Here is a 17,407-nt window from a genome sequence, read left to right as displayed (position 1 = left end):
TGATCAGTGCCGTGCAAACGATGGAACGTACACGATCAGGCTTCGGAGTTTCTGTGGTTTCGTATGATTCGCGGTTTTATGGCCAGTTCTCCAGGTCACTCGCGGAGAGGGGCAGCGCGGCGGAGAGCACCTCGGTGCCGTCCGCCGTGACCAGCAGGTCGTCCTCGATGCGCACGCCGATCCCGCGCAGCTCGGGCGGCACGGTCTGATCGTGGGCGTGGAAGTACAGGCCGGGCTCGACGGTGAACACCATGCCCGGCTCGATGAGCGCCCCGTGGTAGGCCTCGGGCGCGGCCTTGGCGCAGTCGTGCACGTCCAGCCCGAGATGGTGGCCGATGCCGCAGATCAGGTAGCGGCGGTGGTGCTGGCCGCGCTCCGACAGCGCCTCGTCCACCGAGACGGGCAGCATGCCCCAGTCGTCGAGCCCGTGCGCGATGACCTCCATGGCGGCGTGGTGGAAGTCGGTGAACCGGTGGCCGGGGGCGGCCTGCGCGAGTGCCGCCCGGTGCGCCCGTTCGACCAGGTCGTGCACCTGGCGCTGGGCGGGTGAGAAGGTGCCGGAGGCGGGGAAGGTGCGGGTGACGTCCGCGGTGTAGTGGCTGCGTACCTCCACGCCCATGTCGAGCAGCAGCAGCTCGTCCGGCAGCACCGGGCCGTCGCAGCTCACCCAGTGCAGGGTCGGGGCGTGCGGGCCGCTGCCCACGATCGTCGCGTAGCCGGGGCCGTTGCCGTACGCCCTGGCGTACCGGTCGAACGTGCCCTGCAGCCAGCGCTCGCCCGCCCCGGCGATCGCGGCCGGGATCTCGGCGAGCACGGCGGCGAAGCCCTCGACCGTCCGGTCCACCGCCTCCCGGAGCTGGCCGATCTCCCAGGCGTCCTTGATCATGCGCAGCTCGGCCAGCGTCCTGGCGAGGTCCTCATCGGTGCTGACCGTGCCGTCGAAGTCCGCCAGCGGCCTGACCTCGACGCCCAGCGCCGCCGACCACTCGCCCAGACCGGGGGCCGCGCCCACCCACAGCTCTCCGTGGGCGGCGTCGGCGAAGAACCCCGGCTCACCCGGATAGGCGGGGACGGGCAGATACACGACCGCGTCACCGTCCCTGACCACCGCCACGGCGTCCTCGGCCACGCAGCCGGTGAGCCAGAAGAAGTCGCTGCCGGGGCGGAAGCCGTAGGCGGTGTCGTTGCTGCGTACCGGGGCCCGGCCCGCGGACACCACGACGGTCCGGCCGGGGAGCGCGGCGGCCAGCCGTAACCGGTGGGCGGCGGCGGCCTCGGCGGCGCCGGGGACGACGGGCGGAGTGCGGTCGGGGACGTCCCAGTCCTTGGCGATGTAGTCGGCGAATGCCGGGATATCCGAGAGTTTCGGCGGCTTGTGGTCGTCAGTCACCTGTGATGCCTCCTCCGAGGTCCCGCACCAGTCCGGTCAGCCTGGCGAAGACGCGGTCCTCGCCCAGGCCGTCGTGTTCGTACTCGTTGGTGACCCATGCCTGGGCGTTGCCGATCCGGGCGGCGGTGTCCAGTTGCAGGCCGGAATCCACGTACATGTCGTCGTAGTAGACGGCGGCGGACAGCGGCACCTCATTGGCGGCCAGCCGTGCCGGGTCATAGAGCGGTGGCCAGTCCGTCCGCGAGGCCAGCAGCTCCACGGCCGCGCGGAACGGGCGCAGCGCGCGGATCTCCTCGAACATCCAGGGATACATCATCTCCCCGGTGAACAGCAGCGGTCTAGCCGACTCCGCGAAGGCGGGATGGCGGGCGCGCTCGCGCTCGGCGGCCCAGCCGGTGGCGCCCGGGCCCGAGCCGTAGATGCTCTCCTGGAGCGCGGCGAACAGCGGGTTGTCGCTGTAGGAAGAGCGGGCCAGGACCTGGTGCAGGAAGGTCTCCGTCAGGTGCTCGCCGTCGAGCGCCTCGTCGAGCAGCCAGTGCATGCGCTCGTACCCCGGCTTCATGCCGAAGTCGATGCCGAGCGACCGCAGCCGCCGCACCGTGAGCACGTCGCCGTCCGGCAGCAGGACGTCCCCGGCGGCCAACCGGTCGGCGAGGCGGGCCACGGTCTCCACATGGTGCGGGTAGCGGCGGTAGAACTCGGCGTTCTTGGCCGCGACGCGGGGATAGGTGCGCCGGTAGACCTCGGCGGCGTCCGGCTCCAGGGCGGGCAGGCCGCCGGTGACGTAGCAGGCGCGCAGCCCCTGCGGCGCCTTCGACAGGTACGTCAGCGTGATGAACCCGCCGTAGCTCTGGCCCAGCGTCTCCCAGCGACGGCCGCCGAAGACGGTCGTCCGCAGGTGCTCGGCGTCGGCGACGATCGAGTCGGCCCGGAAGTGGCCGAGATAGGCGGCGGCCTCCCGCGCGCTCCCGAACGCGCTGATGACCCGCCCGTCGATCCTGGAGCTGCGGCCGGTGCCGCGCTGGTCGAGCAGGATCACCCGGTGCGTCTTGAGCGCCTGGCCGAGCCAGCCGTTCGTGCCGATCGGGCGCGGGCCCTTGCCGCCGGGACCGCCCTGCAGGTACAGCAGGCACGGCAGGTCCTCGGCGGCCCGCACCGGATCGGCCAGTTCCCGGGCGAACACCGTGATCGTGTCCCCACCGGGGTCGGACCAGTCGAGGGGCACCGGCACCACGTGGTCGCGCACGCGCATCCCGGGGATCGTGCACGCGGTCGTATGCGCGGTCAACGGAGGCTCCCTTCACGGCGCCTGCGGTCCCATTCGGGATTGATGCGGGGGATGGCGGCCAGCAGCGTGCGGGTGTACGGGTCCTGGGGGTCGCCGAAGACCTGGGCGGCCGGGCCCTGCTCGACGATCCTGCCCTCGCTCATGACCGCCACCCGGTGCGCGATCTGCCGGACGACCGCCAGGTCGTGGGCGATGAAGACATAGCTGAAGCCGCTCTCCGCCTGCAGCCGCCGCAGCAGCTCGATGACCTGGGCCTGCACGGAGACGTCCAGGGCGGACACCGCCTCGTCGCAGATGACCAGCTTGGGGTTCACGGCCAGCGCGCGGGCGATGCCGATCCGCTGGGCCTGACCGCCGGAGAACTGAGCGGGGTAGCGCTGGGAGTGGTCCGGGTCGAGCCCGACCCGCTCCATCAGCTCCCGGGCGTGCGCCCGCTTCCCGCCGGTCGGCGGGATCCCCTGGTACACCAGCGGCGCCATCAGGATGCGCTCGACCGTGTGACGGGGGTTGAGCGAGGAGTACGGGTCCTGGAAGACGACCTGCACGTTGGCGCGGTAGCGGGCCAGCGCGCTCCCCTTGGCGGTGGTGATGTCCTCGCCCTCGAACGCGAGGGTGCCCGCGCTCGGCTCCGTCAGCCGGGCCACCATGCGGGCGGTCGTCGACTTGCCGCTGCCCGACTCGCCCACCACGGCCAGTGTCTCGCCGAGCCGGACGTCGAAGCTGACCCGGTCGACCGCGGTGAACTCGGCCTTGCGGCCCACCGGCCCGCGGGTGACGAACCGCTTGGTCAGCTCGCTCGCCCGCAGCAAGGGCTCGCTCATGACATCACCTCGTCGATGGGGGAGTCGTCGATGCGCGGGACGCTGTCCAGCAGCATGCGCGTGTAGGCGTGCCGCGGCCCGGAGAAGACCTGCTCGGCGGTGTCGTACTCGACCTGCTCGCCCCGGCGCATCACCAGGACGCGGGTGGCGATCGAGCTGATCACCGCCAGGTCGTGCGTGATGAACACCATCCCCGTGCCGCTCTGCCGCCGCAGGTCGGCGAGCAGGCGCAGGATCTGCGCCTGCACGGTCACGTCGAGCGCGGTGGTCGGCTCGTCGGCGATGAGCAGGGCGGGGGAGCAGACCAGCGCCATCGCGATCATGACGCGCTGCCGCTGCCCGCCGGAGAACTGGTGCGGGTAGTAGTCCACCCGCCGCTCCGGATCGGGCAGGCCCACCTGTTCCAGCGCCTCGATCGCGACCTTGCGCGCCGCCTTGCGCGAGCGCCCCCGATGGGCCCGGTAGACCTCCTCGATCTGCAGGCCCACGGTGTAGTACGGGTTCAGCGACGACAGGGGGTCCTGGAAGACCATCGAGATCCGGTCGCCCCTGATCCGGCGCAGGTCCTTGTCGGCCCGGCCGAGCAGTTCGGTGCCGTCCAGCCGGATGCTGCCCCGCGTCACGGCGCCCCGGGGCAGCAGCCCCATGATCGCGAGGCTGGTCATCGACTTGCCGGAACCGGACTCGCCGACGATGCCGACGGTCTCGTCGCTCCCGACGGTGAAGGAGACGTCCTTGACCACGTCCACCGGTCCCCGCGTGGTGGGGAAGGTGACGGTGAGGTCCTCCACGACAAGCAGGTCGCTCATTGCGCGGTGATCCTCACTCTCGGGTCCAGCCTGGTGTAAACGACATCCACCACCACGTTGCCCACCACCACGAAGAACGCGGCGAGCAGCGTCACCGCCATGATCACCGGCTGGTCGTTCTTGTTGATGGAGTCGGCGGCCATCTTGCCGACCCCGTTCAGGCCGAAGACCGTCTCGGTGATGAGGGCGCCGCCCAGCAGGGCCGCGAAGTCCATGCCGAAGATGGTGGCGATCGGGGTGAGCGCGGGCCGCAGCGCGTGCCGCCGCAGGGTGAGTGCGGGCGGCAGCCCCTTGGCCCGGGCCGTGCGCATGAAGTTCTCGGCCAGCGTGTCGATCACGTTGGCCCTGGTCAGCCGGGCGTAGAGGCAGGCGTAGCCGGTGGCCAGCACGACCCACGGCATCAGATACGACTGGAACCACAGCACCGGGCCGTCGGAGAAGGCGACGGCCGACGGGAAGGGCAGGATCTGCAACCACACCACCAGCACGTACTGCAGCGCCAGTGCCAGCACGTAGTTGGGGATGCTCGACCCGCCGAGCGCCAGCCCCATCGCGGCGCGATCCCACCAGGTGCCCTCCTTGACCGCGCTGACCAGCCCGGCCACGATGCCGACCAGCAGCCAGAGCACCGCGGCGCCGATCGCGACGGTGGCGCTGACCGGCAGCCGGTCCACGACCATCTGCCAGACCGACTGATTGGTCTGGAAGCTGTAGCCCAGACACGGGGCCGCGCAGTGGACGAGGTTGGCCCCCGAGCCGTAGTCCCGCCCGGCGAAGATGCCCGCCAGAAATGTCCAGAACTGGGTGAAGAACGGCCGGTCGAGCCCGAGCACGTCGCGGATCTGGTCGATCCGCTCGGGCGTGCACGTCTTCCCGCAGATCATCACCGCCGGATCCGGCGACAGCGTGAAGAAGATGATGAAGGTGAACAGGCAGACCAGGAACAGGATCAGCACGACCCCGGCGACCCGCCCGGCCAGATAACGGGCCATCAGGAGGCCTCCCCGGCATCGAAGGCGGCACGCAGGCGGTCCCCGAGCACGGTCAGGGACAGCACGGTGCAGAACAGGAAGGCGCCGGGCACCGCGAAGTACATCGGGTCCACGGCGTACCAGCCCACCGAGCTGGAGATCATCTGCCCCCATGACGGGGTCGGCGGGGCGACGCCGACGCCCAGGAACGACAGGCCCGCCTCGGTGCCGACGTAGCCGGGCACGGCCAGCGTCGTCATCACGATCAGCGAGCTGCGCAGGTTCGGCAGGATCTCCTTGAACACCAGGGCCCCCGTGGAGGCGCCCGAGGCCCTGGCGGCCTCGACGAACTCCCTGTTCACCAGCGTCAGCGTCTGTCCGCGCACCACCCGGGCCAGGTAGGGCCAGCCGAAGACGGTGATCACCACGACCAGCAGCACCGACCGGTTCCCCGACGGCAGCGAGGACAGGATCGCGATCATGAAGATCAGCGCGGGGAAGGCCATCAGGAAGTCCATGACCCGGCAGATCACCTGGTCGACCCAGCCCTGGTAGAAGCCGGCCAGCATGCCGAGCACCACCCCGAGCAGGGTGGTGAGCACGGTGGCCGCGGCCGCGATCAGCAGCGAGACGCGCGCGCCGTACGCGACGCGCGCCAGGATGTCGCGGCCGTTCTGCGGCTCGACGCCGAGCGGGTGGCCGGCGCTGATCCCGCCCAGCGAGCCGCGTGGCAGCCCGCCGAGGTCGGTGTCGATGGCGGCGCTGTCGAAGTCGTTCGGCCCGTGGCCGGTGATCGCGGAGATCAGCGGCGCGCAGATCGCCATCAGCAGGATCAGCACGAGGAAGGCGCTGCCGAGCACGGCGGCCCAGTCGTGCAGCAGCGCGCCCGCGATCCGCCGGGCCGAGGTGGCGGGTGCCACGGGGGCGCCCGCCGGAGGGAGAGTGGTAGTCGTCATGATCGGCTACTTGGTGGGCTTGGCCAGTCCGACGGAGACCAGATCGATGCCGCCGGAGAACGAGGCGGACTGATACGCGCCGGCGATGTTGGCGCCCGAGATGAGGACGTACTTCTCGTAGGCCAGGGGCACGATCGGCGCCAGCTTCATGATCTGCTTGTCCAGCTCGCCGTAGGCGGCGTTCGCGGCCGTGACGTCGGGCATCGCGGCGATCTCGTCGATGCGGGCGTTGATCGCCTTGTCGTTGATCTGGGCGAGGTTCGCGTTGCCCTTGTCGGTGATGTTCCGGCCGTCGAACAGCGGCGGCAGGAACGTCGCGCCGGACGCCCAGTCCGGGCACCAGCCGGTGACGGCCGCGTCGTGCTGCTGCGCGGGGGTGCCGATCACCTCGTAGTAAGTGGAGGTGTCGATGGGGTTGATCTTCACGTCGATCTTCACGGCCTTGAGGGCCTCCTGGATGGCCACGGCGACCGCCGCCATCTTCGGGTCCGACTGCCGGGAGTCGAGGGTGAGGCTGAAGCCGTTGGCCTGGCCCGCCTCGGCGAGCAGCTTGCGGGCGGCTTCGACGTCGGTGGGATAGAGATCGTAGTCCACCCGGCCGGCGACCGTCGGCGGCTGGATGGAGGTGCCCTTGGCCGCCAGGCTCGTACCGCCCATCCCGGCCACCACGGTGTCCTTGTTGATGGCGTAGTTGATCGCCTGGCGCACCCGTACGTCGTCCAGCGGCTTCTTGGTGGAGTTCAGGCCCATGTAGGTGGTGCAGCCGTTGAGCCCGCTCAGCGTGCGCGTCTTGAGCTGCGGAGTCTGCACCCGCGCCACGGTCGCCGCCTGGATCGTGCCCGCGACGGCGTCGGCGTCGGCGCCCTGCCCGGCCAGCATGCGCTCGTCGATGGTGGCCGGGTCCAGACCGAACGTCCACTCCCACGCGTCCGGCTTGGCCGCCCTGACATTGTCGGTAGTGGCCTTCCACTGCGGGTTGCGCACCAGCTTGAGCGAGGAGCCGCGCTGGTAGCTCGCCACCTTGTACGGCCCCGACGCGATCGGCTTGGTGTCGAAGGCGGCCGCCGCGCCGGTCCCCTTGGGGAAGGGGGTGAAGTTGGCCATGGCCAGGGCGCTGGGGAAGTCGGCGAAGGGCTTCTTGAGGTGGAAGACGATGGTCTTGGCGTCCGGGGTCTCGATCGTGTCGAGGTCGCCGGAGAGGTACGGCCCCTTGTAGTCCTTGGGCGCGTCGAGGAGCAGCTTGGCGTACGGCGAGCCGATCCCGGCCTCGGGGTCGAAGCCGCGCGAGGCGCCGAACTTCACCGCCTCGCTGTTGATCGGCGTGCCGTCCTCGAAGAACAGGCCGTCCCTGAGGGTGAAGGTCCAGGTCTTGGCGCCGTCGGACGGCTTGCCCGTGTCGGTGGCGAGATCGGGCACGATCTTCGTGCTCTCCGCGCCAGGGCCCGCGCCGAATGTCGTCAGGCCCCGGTAGATGAGCCGGAAGAAGTTGTTGACGCCGCCGTCCCAGCCACGCGCGGGATCCAGGTGGGAGAAGTCCGCCTTGGCCAGGAAGTGCACGGTGCCACCCGTGGCGGCCGCCTGCGCCGACGACCCGGACCCCGAGGTGGGCGCGGCGCCGCCGCCGCCTCCACAGGCCGCGAGCGCCAGCACGGTGGTCACCGCGACGCCCGAAAGCGCAGCCGATCTCCTCATGTCGCCTTCTTTCTGAAGATCCCTCGACAGCCAGCCATCCGTCCCGCGCGACGCCGTTCGGCCACCGTCGGTTCGTCAGTAATGTGTGGCATTGCACTGAACCATAGGTGTCTGCTGGGTTGACTGCCAAGGGTTACGGCCGGGAATTCATCGACCGTAACCAGACCGTAAAACGGGAAACGGTCAATCCGGGAGGCGGTCCGCGATCCGTACCAGGTCCGCGGGGTGCGGCGCGGAGACCGTGCGGCCCGCGAACGTGGCGCGGGCGGTCACCGAGGAGTCCAGCCACCCGTTGACGCCCTTCACCACCAGGTCGCCGAGCTCACCATCGGTCAGGCGGAGCACCGCCGCCCCGCCCCGCGCGGCCACGACCTCGACGTCTCCGAGCGGGGTTCGCACGCCGACCGGGCCGTCCTGGTCGTCCTGGACGAGCACGGTGAGGTAGTGGACGTCCCGGTCCGGGTGGCTGCGCAGGAACGCGTCCGCCCGGCCGTACCGGATGGACAGCGGGCCGGGTGTGGCGGGCAGTGGCTCGGAGGGGCGGAAGAGCGAGCAGGGCTCCATGTTCTCGTCGAGGGTGGGCACCGGGCCGTCCACCAGCACCCGGCCGCCGCGGGCGAGGTGGCCGGCCAGCAGTCGCTGCACGTGACGGTGCATGAAGGGCCCGCCGGGCACGGTCACCGTCGCGAAGGCGGCCAGCCGGTCCGGCGTGACCGTCTCCAGGTCGAGCAGCGCGTAGTCGCGGCACTCCGCCCGCATCCGGTCGTGGAAGGCGCGCAGCGTCCGGCCGCACTGCGGGCCGTCGGGGCCCGACAGGGCGGCGATCCCGGCATAGGGCAGGTACAGCCCGAAAGCCTCCGACGTCACCGGGACGCACTCCAGGAACTCGGCTCCGTGGCGCGCGAAGAAGCCCGCCAGCGCGTGGACCACGGGTGCCTTCTCCGAGGCCGAGCCGTCCGCCGCGATCGGCGCGCAGTCGGGATAGCTGCCGGTGTGAGCGGAGTCCAGGTCGGGCAGCCAGCCGGAAGTGGACACTCCGGTGTAGACGTTGACGCCGGTGGCTCCGGCGGCCAGGGCGAGCAGGCTCTGGTGGAAGCTCGTCGCCGCGTCGGCGTAGGCGGGGTCGTAGAGCTGGGAGAAGCCCCAGTTCTCCTCCATGTTGGGGCCGGGAGCGCGCTTGGCCGCGATCACGTAACGGGCCTGCGCGTCAGGGTCGGCCGAGACGACGCCCATCCAGTTGGTGAAGCCGTACGCGATGCCGCCCCACAGCTCGGGGCGGACGCGGGCCAGCCAGTCGTCCAGCTCCGCCACAGTCGGCGGGTTGAGGTTGACCACCACGGGCAGCTCCGAGCCGATGGCCTGCACCGAGACGCGGTAGACCGCCGCCAGGTACTCGGCGTGGCAGCGACCCCAGTCGGCCTGCGCCCGCACACCGGACCCACCCGGACGCGGCGGCTCGATCTCCGCCCACCCGCCGAACGACGTCTGATGGACGCGGTTGTACGCGTCGAGCGTGCCGTACCAGGCACGCAGCCGGTCACGGAAGAAGGCCAGCCCGGACGGGCTGTAGTCGTAGGCGGTCAGCGGCAGCGCGCCGTTGGTGTAGATGCCTTCGTTCACGACCTGCAGCGCGACGACCGGGCCGCCGTCCACGAGCACCTCCTTGCCCACCGCCGACAGCCACTCGCCGGCCCTGGCCAGGAAGGCGGCGCCCAGCGGCGCGGGCAGCGGGCGCCCGGGGACGTGAGCGGGGGAGTCCGACCAGCGGGAGGGGGCGCCCGACGCGTCGAGCAGCGCCTCGATCGCCGGGTCCGCGTCGGGGCAGACCCAGTCGGGCAGCCCGCCGTAGGTGACCTCGGCGTGGATGAACGGGCCCGGCTTGGCCACCACCTTCAGCCCGAGGTCCCGGCAGAGCGCCAGGAAGCCGATGACGTCCCTGGACGGATGGGTCGCGCCGGTGAAGTCGGGCGCCGTGCCCGGCTCGGGCTGGTGGTGGCGCCAGGGCAGGTAACAGGTGATCACCTCGATGCCCAGCTCGTCGCGTACGGCCCGCAGCCGCTCCGCCCAGACGGCGGGGTCGTCGCGGTAGTAGGGATAGTCGGCGGTGACGAGCACCCGCGGCTCGCCGTCGACCACGGCGACCCCGTCGCGGAACTCGATGGACACGCTCACACTCCTCATGCCTTGAGCCCGGTGAAGGCGATGCCCTGCAGGATGCGGCGCTGGAACACCAGCAGCACCCCGATCACCGGAATGACGGCGAGCGTGGCGCCCGCCATGATGTAGTACGCCCGGCCGCCGTCAGGGCTGGCCACGAGCTGCTGCAACGCGAGCGGCAGCGTGTAGAGGTCCGGGTCGTTGAGCACGACCAGCGGCCAGACCAGGTCGTTCCAGTGGAACAGGAAGCTGGTGATCGTCACGACGGCCAGCACCGGCTTCGACAGCGGCAGCACGATCCGCCAGAAGATCTGCATCCGGCTCGCGCCGTCGATCAGCGCCGCCTCCTCCAGCTCGGACGGGAGCGACAGGAAGAACTGCCGCAGCAGGAAGATGTCGAGCACCGAGGCGATGTTGGGCACGATGAGCCCCCACCCGGAGTCGAACATGCCGAGTGACTGGGTGACGTGGATCCGCGGCACCAGCAGCGTGATCGTCGGCACCATCATGCCGCCCAGCAGCACCACGAACAGCTTGTCGCGGCCCGGGAACGGGATCCTGGCGAAGGAGTAGGCGGCCAGCGCGTCGATGAGCAGCTTGGCGGGCACCAGGATCAGGCAGACCCACACGCTGTTGACGAAGGCCCGGCCGAGCCCGCCGACGTTCAGGACGTAGTCGTAGTTCTCCAGCGTCGCCGCCCACTCGCCGGTCTTGCGGTCCACGGGCAGCAGGTTCGGCACCTTGGTGTAGATGTCGTGGCCGTGCTTGAAGGAGGTGGCCAGCATCCACAGGAACGGCACCACCGACACGGCCGCCAGCAGCACGAGGGCGACGTAGATCGACGCCTTGCGGGCCCTGGTCATGACGCCTCCTGCTTGACGAACCTGAACTGCAGAGCGGTGATGATCATGATGAAGATCAGCAGGATGAACGACATCGCGCAGGCGGCGCCCATGGCGTCGTACCGGAAGGCGAACAGATACAGGTGGAGCACATAGCTGAGCCCCGACTGCTCGGGCCCGCCGGTGACGCTCCGCCCCGACCCCGAGAAGATCACGTACACCAGCCCGAACACCTGCAGCGCCGCGATCACGCCCGTCACCAGCAGGTAGAACGTGGTCGGGCGGAGCATGGGCACGATCACCCGCCAGAACCGCTGCCACGGCCCCGCCCCGTCGATGATCGCCGCCTCGCGGATGGTCCCCGGGATGCCCTTGAGCCCCGCCAGATAGATGATCATCGAGATGCCGCACTGCCAGGCGGAGATGAACGCCAGGGCGGGGATGACCAGCTCGGGGGTGTTCAGCCAGTTCTGGCCGGGGATGCCGACCAGGCCGAGCACCGAGTTGATCAGACCGTACTGGGGGTCGTACAGCCAGCGCCAGATCGCGCCCACCGCCGCCTCGGCTGTCACCACCGGCAGGAACAGCAGCAGCCGGAACAGGTTCGCCCCGCGCCGGATCGAGTTCACCAGCAGCGCCTGCACCAGTGCCGCCACCATCGTCAGCGGCACGGCGATCAGGGTGTACTGCAGGGTGACCTGCACGGACTTCCAGAAGTGCGGGTACTTGACGTCGTTGAACAGCAGGTCCGAGTAGTTGGCCAGCCCCACCCAGGAGGCCGCCGAGCGCAGGTTCCAGTCCGTGAAGCTGTAGTACAGCGCCGACAGGGCCGGATACAGCAGGAAGACCGCGAAGTAGGCGACCGCGGGGGTGACCAGGAGCCACCCCACCAGACGGTCGTTCGTGCGGCGGCGCGGACGCCTCCTGGGACGGGCCGCCACCTCCTTCCGGCCCTCCAGTACGGGTGCCGTCACCTCAGCCGGTCCAGCCCAGGAGGGAACGGGTCTTGCCGGCCGCGTCCGTCAGCGCCTGCTGGGCGGTGGCCTTGCCGGTCAGCGCCGACTCCAGGGCCGGGGCGATGATCTCGTCGTTGACCTGGATCCACTGCGGCACGGCCGGCCTGGCGTGCGCCACCTTGAGCTGCTCCAGGAACGCCGCCTGCTCGGGCCCGCTCGCGACGACCTGCGCCTTGAGGTTGACCGGGAAGCCGCCGAACGCGTCGGCGATGACGCCGTTGTTCTGGGCATCGGTCAGGAACACCAGCCACTTCCAGGCCAGGTCGGCGTTCTTGCTGGTAGAGAAGACCACGGAGTCCTCGCCGCCGATGTTGCCCGCCGCCTCGGTCTTGTACGGCAGGGGCGCCACGCCGAAGTCCAGGTCGGGGAACTGCTCGTGGATCGTCGGCACGTCCCACGGCCCGGAGATCGTCATGGCGGCCAGGCCGTTCTCGAAGGGTTTGTCCGAGTCGGTGATCTTGCGCGGCGACGACTTCAGCAGATCCACCCAGAGCTGCAGCGCCTCGACGGCCGGCGGCTGGTCGAACAGCACCTTCTTGCCCGCGTCGTCGACCATCTGGCCGCCCGCGCCGTGCACGACCCCGGGGAACATCCAGGCGCCGTAGCCGTCGCCCTTGGGCACGTTCATCCCGGCCACGTTGGCGTCGGCCTGGTGCACCCGGGCGGCCGTCGCCTTCATCTCCTCCCAGGTCTTGGGCGGCGTCGGGACCAGCTTCTTGTTGTAGAACAGCGCCACGCAGGTCTGGTCGGCGGGCAGGCCGTAGAGCTTGCCGCCGGCCCGGTTGGTGTCGAGCGCGCCCTTGTAGAAGGCGCTCTCGTCGATCAGCCCGGCGGGCACCTCCTTGATGGTGCCGTCCAGCGCGTACTTGGACACCAGGGGCTGGTCGAGTATCCCGGCGTCGGGCGCGCTCTTGCTCGCCACCGCGCCGCCCAGCTTGGTGTTGTAGTCGTCCTTGGGGATCTTGACGAGTTTGACCGTGACGCCGGGGTTGGCCTTCTCGAAGTCCTTGCGGACCTTCTCGATGACCTGGCCGGCCTGCGGTGTGCGGTCCTGGTACATCCAGAAGGTGAGCGTCTTCTCATTGCCCGACCCCTGGCCACCGCCGCCACAGGCGGCGAGACCGGCCACGAGTACCGCCACCGCGGCTCCTCGGACGACTACTCGGCTCATTGTCTACTCCTCATCGGGGGGATGGGCAGACCATAATCTAAGTCTTGAATAAAGTCAGGAGCACCGAAGAAACACTTCGGTAACACCGGGCTTCGCACGTTGAACTAACATGACGGAGCACTCGGGAGAGGACGGGGACGATGGGCACGCCACAGCGCAGGACGGTGCGGGACCTCCGCAGGGGAAACCGCGCGATGCTCCTGCGGGCGCTGTACTTCGGCGGCCCGGCCAGCCGCAACGACCTGTGCGGCGTGACCGGGCTGAGCGCGGCGACGGTCAGCACCATGACCGGCGACCTGCTCGCCGACAACGTCGTGGTCGAGGCGGGTCAGGTCGACTCCGACGGGGGCCGCCCCCGCGTGCTGCTCCGCGTCAACCCCGTCTACGGCTACGCGATCGGCGTGGACGTGGGGGAGACGCAGGTCCGGGTCGAGCTGTTCGACCTGGAGATGAAGGAACGCGCCAGGGCGCACTACGCGGTGCGCTCGGCCAGGCACGACCCCGAGCTGGTCGCCCGCCACATCCTCACCGGCGTCGACGCGGTGATCGCCGAGGGCGGGATCTCCGCCGGTCAGGTGCTGGGCATCGGGGTCGGCGTGCCGGGCATCGTCGAGCCGGGCCCCGACGCGCTGGTGCGCGCCAAGACGTTCGGCTGGGAGGCCGTGCCGCTCGGCGCACTGCTGCGGGCGGGCACCTCGCTGCCGCTGTACGTGGACAACGGCGCCAAGACGATGGGCCAGGCCGAGCTCTGGTTCGGCTCGGGCCGCGGCACCCGCGACGCGATCATGGTGCTGATGGGCTCCGGCGTGGGCGGCATGATCGTCGCGGACGGGAGCATCTACCGGGGCGCGGGCAAGGCCGCCGGCGAGGTCGGCCACCTCAAGGTCGTCGCGGGCGGCCGGCCCTGCCGCTGCGGCGCGCGCGGCTGCCTGGAGGCGTACGTGGGCGCCGAGGCCATCCTGGAGCGGGCGGGCGTCGTCGCCGACTCGGCCGATGAGGAGTCGGCGCTGGCCGGGGTGCTGGAGTCGGGGTCGCCGGTGGTCAGCGAGACCGTCGAGATGCTCGGGGCCGGCCTGTCGAGCCTGGTCCACCTGTTCAACCCGGAGCGCATCGTGATCGGCGGCTGGGCGGGCCTGATGCTGGGCGGGCGGCTGCTGGCGGAGATCCGCGCCGCGACCGCCGCCAACACCCTGGCCCAGCCGTTCCACGGCGACTCGATCGTGCTCGGCCGCCTCGGCGCGGACGCCGTCGCGCTGGGCGCGGCCACGCTCGTCATCGAGGCGTTCTTCCGGGAGGCCGCCTTCCGGCAATCTGTCACGACTATTGCCTAAGTATTGAATAAAGTCGCTTTTAGCGCAGTCGTACGCAGTCGGGGTCGAGCCCCTCCACCCCGCCCACGCCCAGGAGTTGCAGCGTGCGGACCAGCTCGGCGCGGAGCAGGGCCAGCACCCGGTCCACGCCCGCCTCACCGCCCGCCATCAGCCCGTACAGGTAGGCCCGGCCGACGAAACAGGCCCGAGCGCCCAGCGCCACCGCGATCGCGATGTCCGCGCCGCTGCGCACCCCGCCGTCCAGGAACACCTCCGTACGGTCGCCGACCGCGGCCACCACCTCCGGCAGCAGCTCCAGCGGGGTCGGCGCGCGGTCGAGCTGGCGGCCGCCGTGGTTGGAGACGACCAGCCCGTCCACCCCCACCGCCGCCAGGTCCTTGGCGTCGTCCACCCGCTGCACGCCCTTGACCAGCAGCGGGCCCGGCCAGACCGACCGGATCCACTCCAGGTCCGCCAGCGTCACCGTCGGATCGAACATCAGGTTCGTGATCCCCGCCAGGTCGTCCGGCGCGCCGTCGACGGTGGCGAAGCGGAGCGGCTCACTGGTGAGGAAGTCGAACCACCAGGCCGGCCGGCTCAGCGCCTGCAGGACGCCGCGCCAGCGCAGGGCGGGCGGCATCGTCATGCCGTGCCGCACGTCACGCAGCCGCGCCCCCGCCACCGGCACGTCCACGGTGACGACCAGCACCTCCATGCCCGCCTCGCGGGCTCGGTCGAGCGTCTCGCGGCTGCGCCCTCGGTCGCGCACGACATAGAGCTGGAACCAGTTCCAGCCGTCCGGCGCCGCCGCCATCACGTCCGCGGCCGTCGTGGTCCCCATCGTGGACAGCGTGTACGGCACGGCCGCCCGGGCCGCCGCCCTGGCCACGGCCCGCTCGCCGTCACGGTGCATCATCCGGGTGAACCCGGTGGGCGCGAGCACGATCGGCATCGCGATCCGCTTGCCGAGCACCTCCACCGCCGTGGGCGCCTCGGACACGTCCCGCAGCACCCGCGGCCGCAGCTCGGCCCGCGCGAACGCGGCCACCGACCTGGCCAGCGACCGCTCCGCCTCGGCCGCGCCGTCGACGTAGTCGAACACCACCCGCGGAGCGCGCCGCCACGCCAGCCGCCGCACGTCCGCGAGATCGGCCGCCTCGGCGAGCCGCCGCTCCCTCGACGGGAACGGCCGCGGCCGGGGCGGCAGCACAGCGCGCAACTCCCGCCAACGCGGCAGACGCCGGGGATCCCTCGCGCTCGGCTCCATGCCCAGAACGCTATCAAGCCGGTAGATCCCGGTACACGCCCTCACTCACACGCCGCCCGGCGAGTTCACGCCCGCCGCGCTCGTGAGCCGTCGCGTGGGGTGATCTACCGTGGTCCCCATGCGCGACGACTGGCTCACCCTGGTGGCGGACTCGCCGGCGGCCAGGGCCACCGGTGCCGAGCTGGTCGCCCGGTGGGCCGAGCCGCATCGCCGCTACCACACGCTCGCCCACCTCGCCGCCGTGCTCGCCGCGATCGACCGGCTGGCGGGCGCCGCCGACGATCCCGTCGCGGTGCGGCTGGCCGCCTGGTTCCACGACGCCGTCTACGACGGGCGGCCGGGCTGGGACGAGGAACGCAGCGCCCAGCTGGCCCAGGCGCGGCTGCCCCGCTGCGGCGTGCCCGCCGACAGGGTCGCCGAGGTGGCCAGGCTGGTACGGCTGACGGCCGCGCACGACACGCTGGCCGAGGGCGACCGCGACGGCGCCGTCCTGTGCGACGCCGACCTGGCGGTCCTGGGCGGCCCCGGCTACGAGAGCTACACGCGCCAGATCCGCCAGGAGTACGCGCACGTGCCCGACGAGCTGTTCCGCCAGGGCCGGGCCGGGGTGCTGCGCAGGCTCCTGGCCGTACCCCGGCTCTATCGGACGGACGAGGCGCACGAGCTGTGGGAGCGGCGCGCACGGGCCAACATGAGCGCTGAGCTAGCGGCGCTTGCGGCGACGCAGCCCGGCGCCGATGAGGCGGCGCAGTAGCTCGCGCGAGCTGACCGCCTCCGCGCCCAGCTCCACGGCCCGGGCGTGCACGGTCTCCGGCACGTCGTAGTGGTCCCGGTCGAAGGCCCGCTCCGGCACGCCGAGCCGTAGCGCGAAGGCGTGCAGTTCGTCCAGGGAGCTGTCGCTGACCAGGTGCGACCACATGAGGCCGCGCGGCCCCGGCCAGGCGGGGGGATCGATGAGCACCGTCACGAGGTCAAGGGTAGGACCCGGCCGCGCACGGCCAGCTCCACGAGGTCCTTCACCACCACGTCGGCGCCCTGCGAGCTCAGTTCGGCGGTCTCGCCGTGCCGGTCGACCGCGATGACGAGCCCGAAGCCGCCCTTGCGGCCCGCCTCGATCCCCGGCAGCGCCGCCTCGACCAGGGCCGCCTTGGCCGCGGGCAGGGCCAGGCGGCGGACCGCCTCCAGGAACTGCGCGGGGTCCGGTTTGCCCGGCAGGTTCATCAGGGCCGCGTCGTTGCCGTCGACCAGCAGATCGAACAGGTGCATCACGCCCGCCGAGCCGACCAGCTTGCGGCCGTGCAGGCTGGCGGAGACGGCTGCGGTGCGCGCCCCCCTGCGGCGCAGCTCGTGCAGCAGCGCCACGGTCGAGGGGAAGGCGGCCACCCCGTACTTGTCCACCTGCGCCATGAACAGCCGGTCCTTGGCCAGGCCGAGCCCGTGCACGGTGGGCGCCCCCGCCTCGTCGTCGGGGGCGCCCTCCGGCAGCGTGATGCCGCGGGAGGCCAGGAACGTACGGACGCCGTCGAGCCGCGGACGGCCGTCGACGTGCCGCAGGTAGTCGTCGCGGATGTCGAACGGCGCCGAGCGTCCGCGCAGGAACGCGTCGAAGACATGCTTCCAGGCGGCCGCGTGCCCCCGGGCGGTGTCGGTGACCACGCCGTCGGTGTCGAAGACGACGGCGCTGATCGCGGTCAGATCGATGACGGGCTCGTTCACA

16 protein-coding genes are annotated in these 17,407 nt (G+C 71.2%); 2 read left to right on the top strand and 14 right to left on the bottom strand.

What is annotated here, in order from left to right:
• Window positions 1–76 precede the first annotated feature (76 nt).
• The 11 genes from KLK06_RS62515 to KLK06_RS28195 form a co-directional block, all read right to left on the bottom strand.
• The gene (locus KLK06_RS62515) at window positions 77–1,390 is read right to left on the bottom strand and encodes an aminopeptidase P family protein (protein WP_214638669.1); all 1,314 of its coding nucleotides are present in this window, start codon (window positions 1,388–1,390) and stop codon (window positions 77–79) included.
• Entirely contained in the window at window positions 1,383–2,678 is a 1,296-nt protein-coding gene (locus KLK06_RS28235) for an alpha/beta fold hydrolase (RefSeq protein ID WP_250906154.1), read from the bottom strand. Before KLK06_RS28235 ends, KLK06_RS62515 begins: the two co-directional genes overlap by 8 nt.
• Window positions 2,675–3,499: an ATP-binding cassette domain-containing protein gene (locus KLK06_RS60200; RefSeq protein ID WP_250906153.1), complete on the bottom strand. Its 825-nt coding sequence runs from the start codon at window positions 3,497–3,499 to the stop codon at window positions 2,675–2,677. Before KLK06_RS60200 ends, KLK06_RS28235 begins: the two co-directional genes overlap by 4 nt.
• Window positions 3,496–4,308: an ABC transporter ATP-binding protein gene (locus KLK06_RS60195; RefSeq protein ID WP_250906152.1), complete on the bottom strand. Its 813-nt coding sequence runs from the start codon at window positions 4,306–4,308 to the stop codon at window positions 3,496–3,498. Before KLK06_RS60195 ends, KLK06_RS60200 begins: the two co-directional genes overlap by 4 nt.
• Window positions 4,305–5,300 carry an ABC transporter permease gene (locus KLK06_RS28225; protein WP_214638668.1) on the bottom strand — a complete coding sequence of 332 codons (996 nt, stop codon included), beginning with the start codon at window positions 5,298–5,300 and terminating at the stop codon, window positions 4,305–4,307. The genes KLK06_RS60195 and KLK06_RS28225 overlap by 4 nt, the downstream gene beginning before the upstream one ends.
• Entirely contained in the window at window positions 5,300–6,235 is a 936-nt protein-coding gene (locus KLK06_RS28220) for an ABC transporter permease (RefSeq protein ID WP_214638667.1), read from the bottom strand. The genes KLK06_RS28225 and KLK06_RS28220 overlap by 1 nt, the downstream gene beginning before the upstream one ends.
• Before the next feature lie 6 nt (window positions 6,236–6,241).
• Entirely contained in the window at window positions 6,242–7,927 is a 1,686-nt protein-coding gene (locus KLK06_RS28215) for an ABC transporter substrate-binding protein (RefSeq protein ID WP_214638666.1), read from the bottom strand.
• Between the two features lie 183 nt (window positions 7,928–8,110).
• Window positions 8,111–10,093, bottom strand: coding sequence for a beta-galactosidase (locus KLK06_RS28210; protein ID WP_214638665.1), 1,983 nt, complete (start codon window positions 10,091–10,093; stop codon window positions 8,111–8,113).
• Window positions 10,094–10,104: 11 nt separating this feature from the next.
• Window positions 10,105–10,947 carry a carbohydrate ABC transporter permease gene (locus tag KLK06_RS28205; RefSeq protein WP_214638664.1) on the bottom strand — a complete coding sequence of 281 codons (843 nt, stop codon included), beginning with the start codon at window positions 10,945–10,947 and terminating at the stop codon, window positions 10,105–10,107.
• On the bottom strand, window positions 10,944–11,900 hold the full coding sequence (locus KLK06_RS28200; RefSeq protein WP_214638663.1) for a carbohydrate ABC transporter permease: 957 nt from the start codon (window positions 11,898–11,900) through the stop codon (window positions 10,944–10,946). The genes KLK06_RS28205 and KLK06_RS28200 overlap by 4 nt, the downstream gene beginning before the upstream one ends.
• A gap of 1 nt (window position 11,901) precedes the next feature.
• Window positions 11,902–13,113 (bottom strand): ABC transporter substrate-binding protein, encoded by a 1,212-nt coding sequence (locus KLK06_RS28195; protein WP_214638662.1) that lies wholly within the window; start codon window positions 13,111–13,113, stop codon window positions 11,902–11,904.
• Between the two features lie 140 nt (window positions 13,114–13,253).
• On the opposite strand from KLK06_RS28195, the gene KLK06_RS28190 reads away from it, so the two are divergent.
• Complete coding sequence (locus KLK06_RS28190; protein ID WP_214638661.1) at window positions 13,254–14,444, top strand: ROK family protein; 1,191 nt, start codon at window positions 13,254–13,256, stop codon at window positions 14,442–14,444.
• A gap of 19 nt (window positions 14,445–14,463) precedes the next feature.
• Here KLK06_RS28190 and KLK06_RS28185 read toward each other — a convergent pair whose 3' ends face one another.
• The gene (locus KLK06_RS28185; protein ID WP_214638660.1) at window positions 14,464–15,690 is read right to left on the bottom strand and encodes an alpha-hydroxy acid oxidase; all 1,227 of its coding nucleotides are present in this window, start codon (window positions 15,688–15,690) and stop codon (window positions 14,464–14,466) included.
• A 118-nt stretch (window positions 15,691–15,808) separates the two neighbouring features.
• Here KLK06_RS28185 and KLK06_RS28180 point away from each other — a divergent pair, with 118 nt between their 5' ends.
• Window positions 15,809–16,444, top strand: a complete 636-nt coding sequence (locus KLK06_RS28180; RefSeq protein WP_214638659.1) for a metal-dependent phosphohydrolase — start codon at window positions 15,809–15,811, stop codon at window positions 16,442–16,444.
• Here KLK06_RS28180 and KLK06_RS28175 read toward each other — a convergent pair.
• Together KLK06_RS28175 and KLK06_RS28170 are read right to left on the bottom strand one after the other, a co-directional pair.
• Window positions 16,394–16,657: a DUF4031 domain-containing protein gene (locus KLK06_RS28175; protein ID WP_214638658.1), complete on the bottom strand. Its 264-nt coding sequence runs from the start codon at window positions 16,655–16,657 to the stop codon at window positions 16,394–16,396. The genes KLK06_RS28180 and KLK06_RS28175 overlap by 51 nt on opposite strands.
• On the bottom strand, window positions 16,654–17,406 hold the full coding sequence (locus KLK06_RS28170) for an HAD family hydrolase (RefSeq protein ID WP_214638657.1): 753 nt from the start codon (window positions 17,404–17,406) through the stop codon (window positions 16,654–16,656). The genes KLK06_RS28175 and KLK06_RS28170 overlap by 4 nt, the downstream gene beginning before the upstream one ends.
• Between the last annotated feature and the right edge of the window lies 1 nt (window position 17,407).

The organism is Nonomuraea sp. NEAU-A123, assembly GCF_018603905.1.
Classification (GTDB): Bacteria; Actinomycetota; Actinomycetes; order Streptosporangiales; family Streptosporangiaceae; genus Nonomuraea.
The sequence above is the reverse complement of the archived record's forward strand: the minus strand, read 5'-3'. Positions and strand labels throughout refer to the sequence as shown.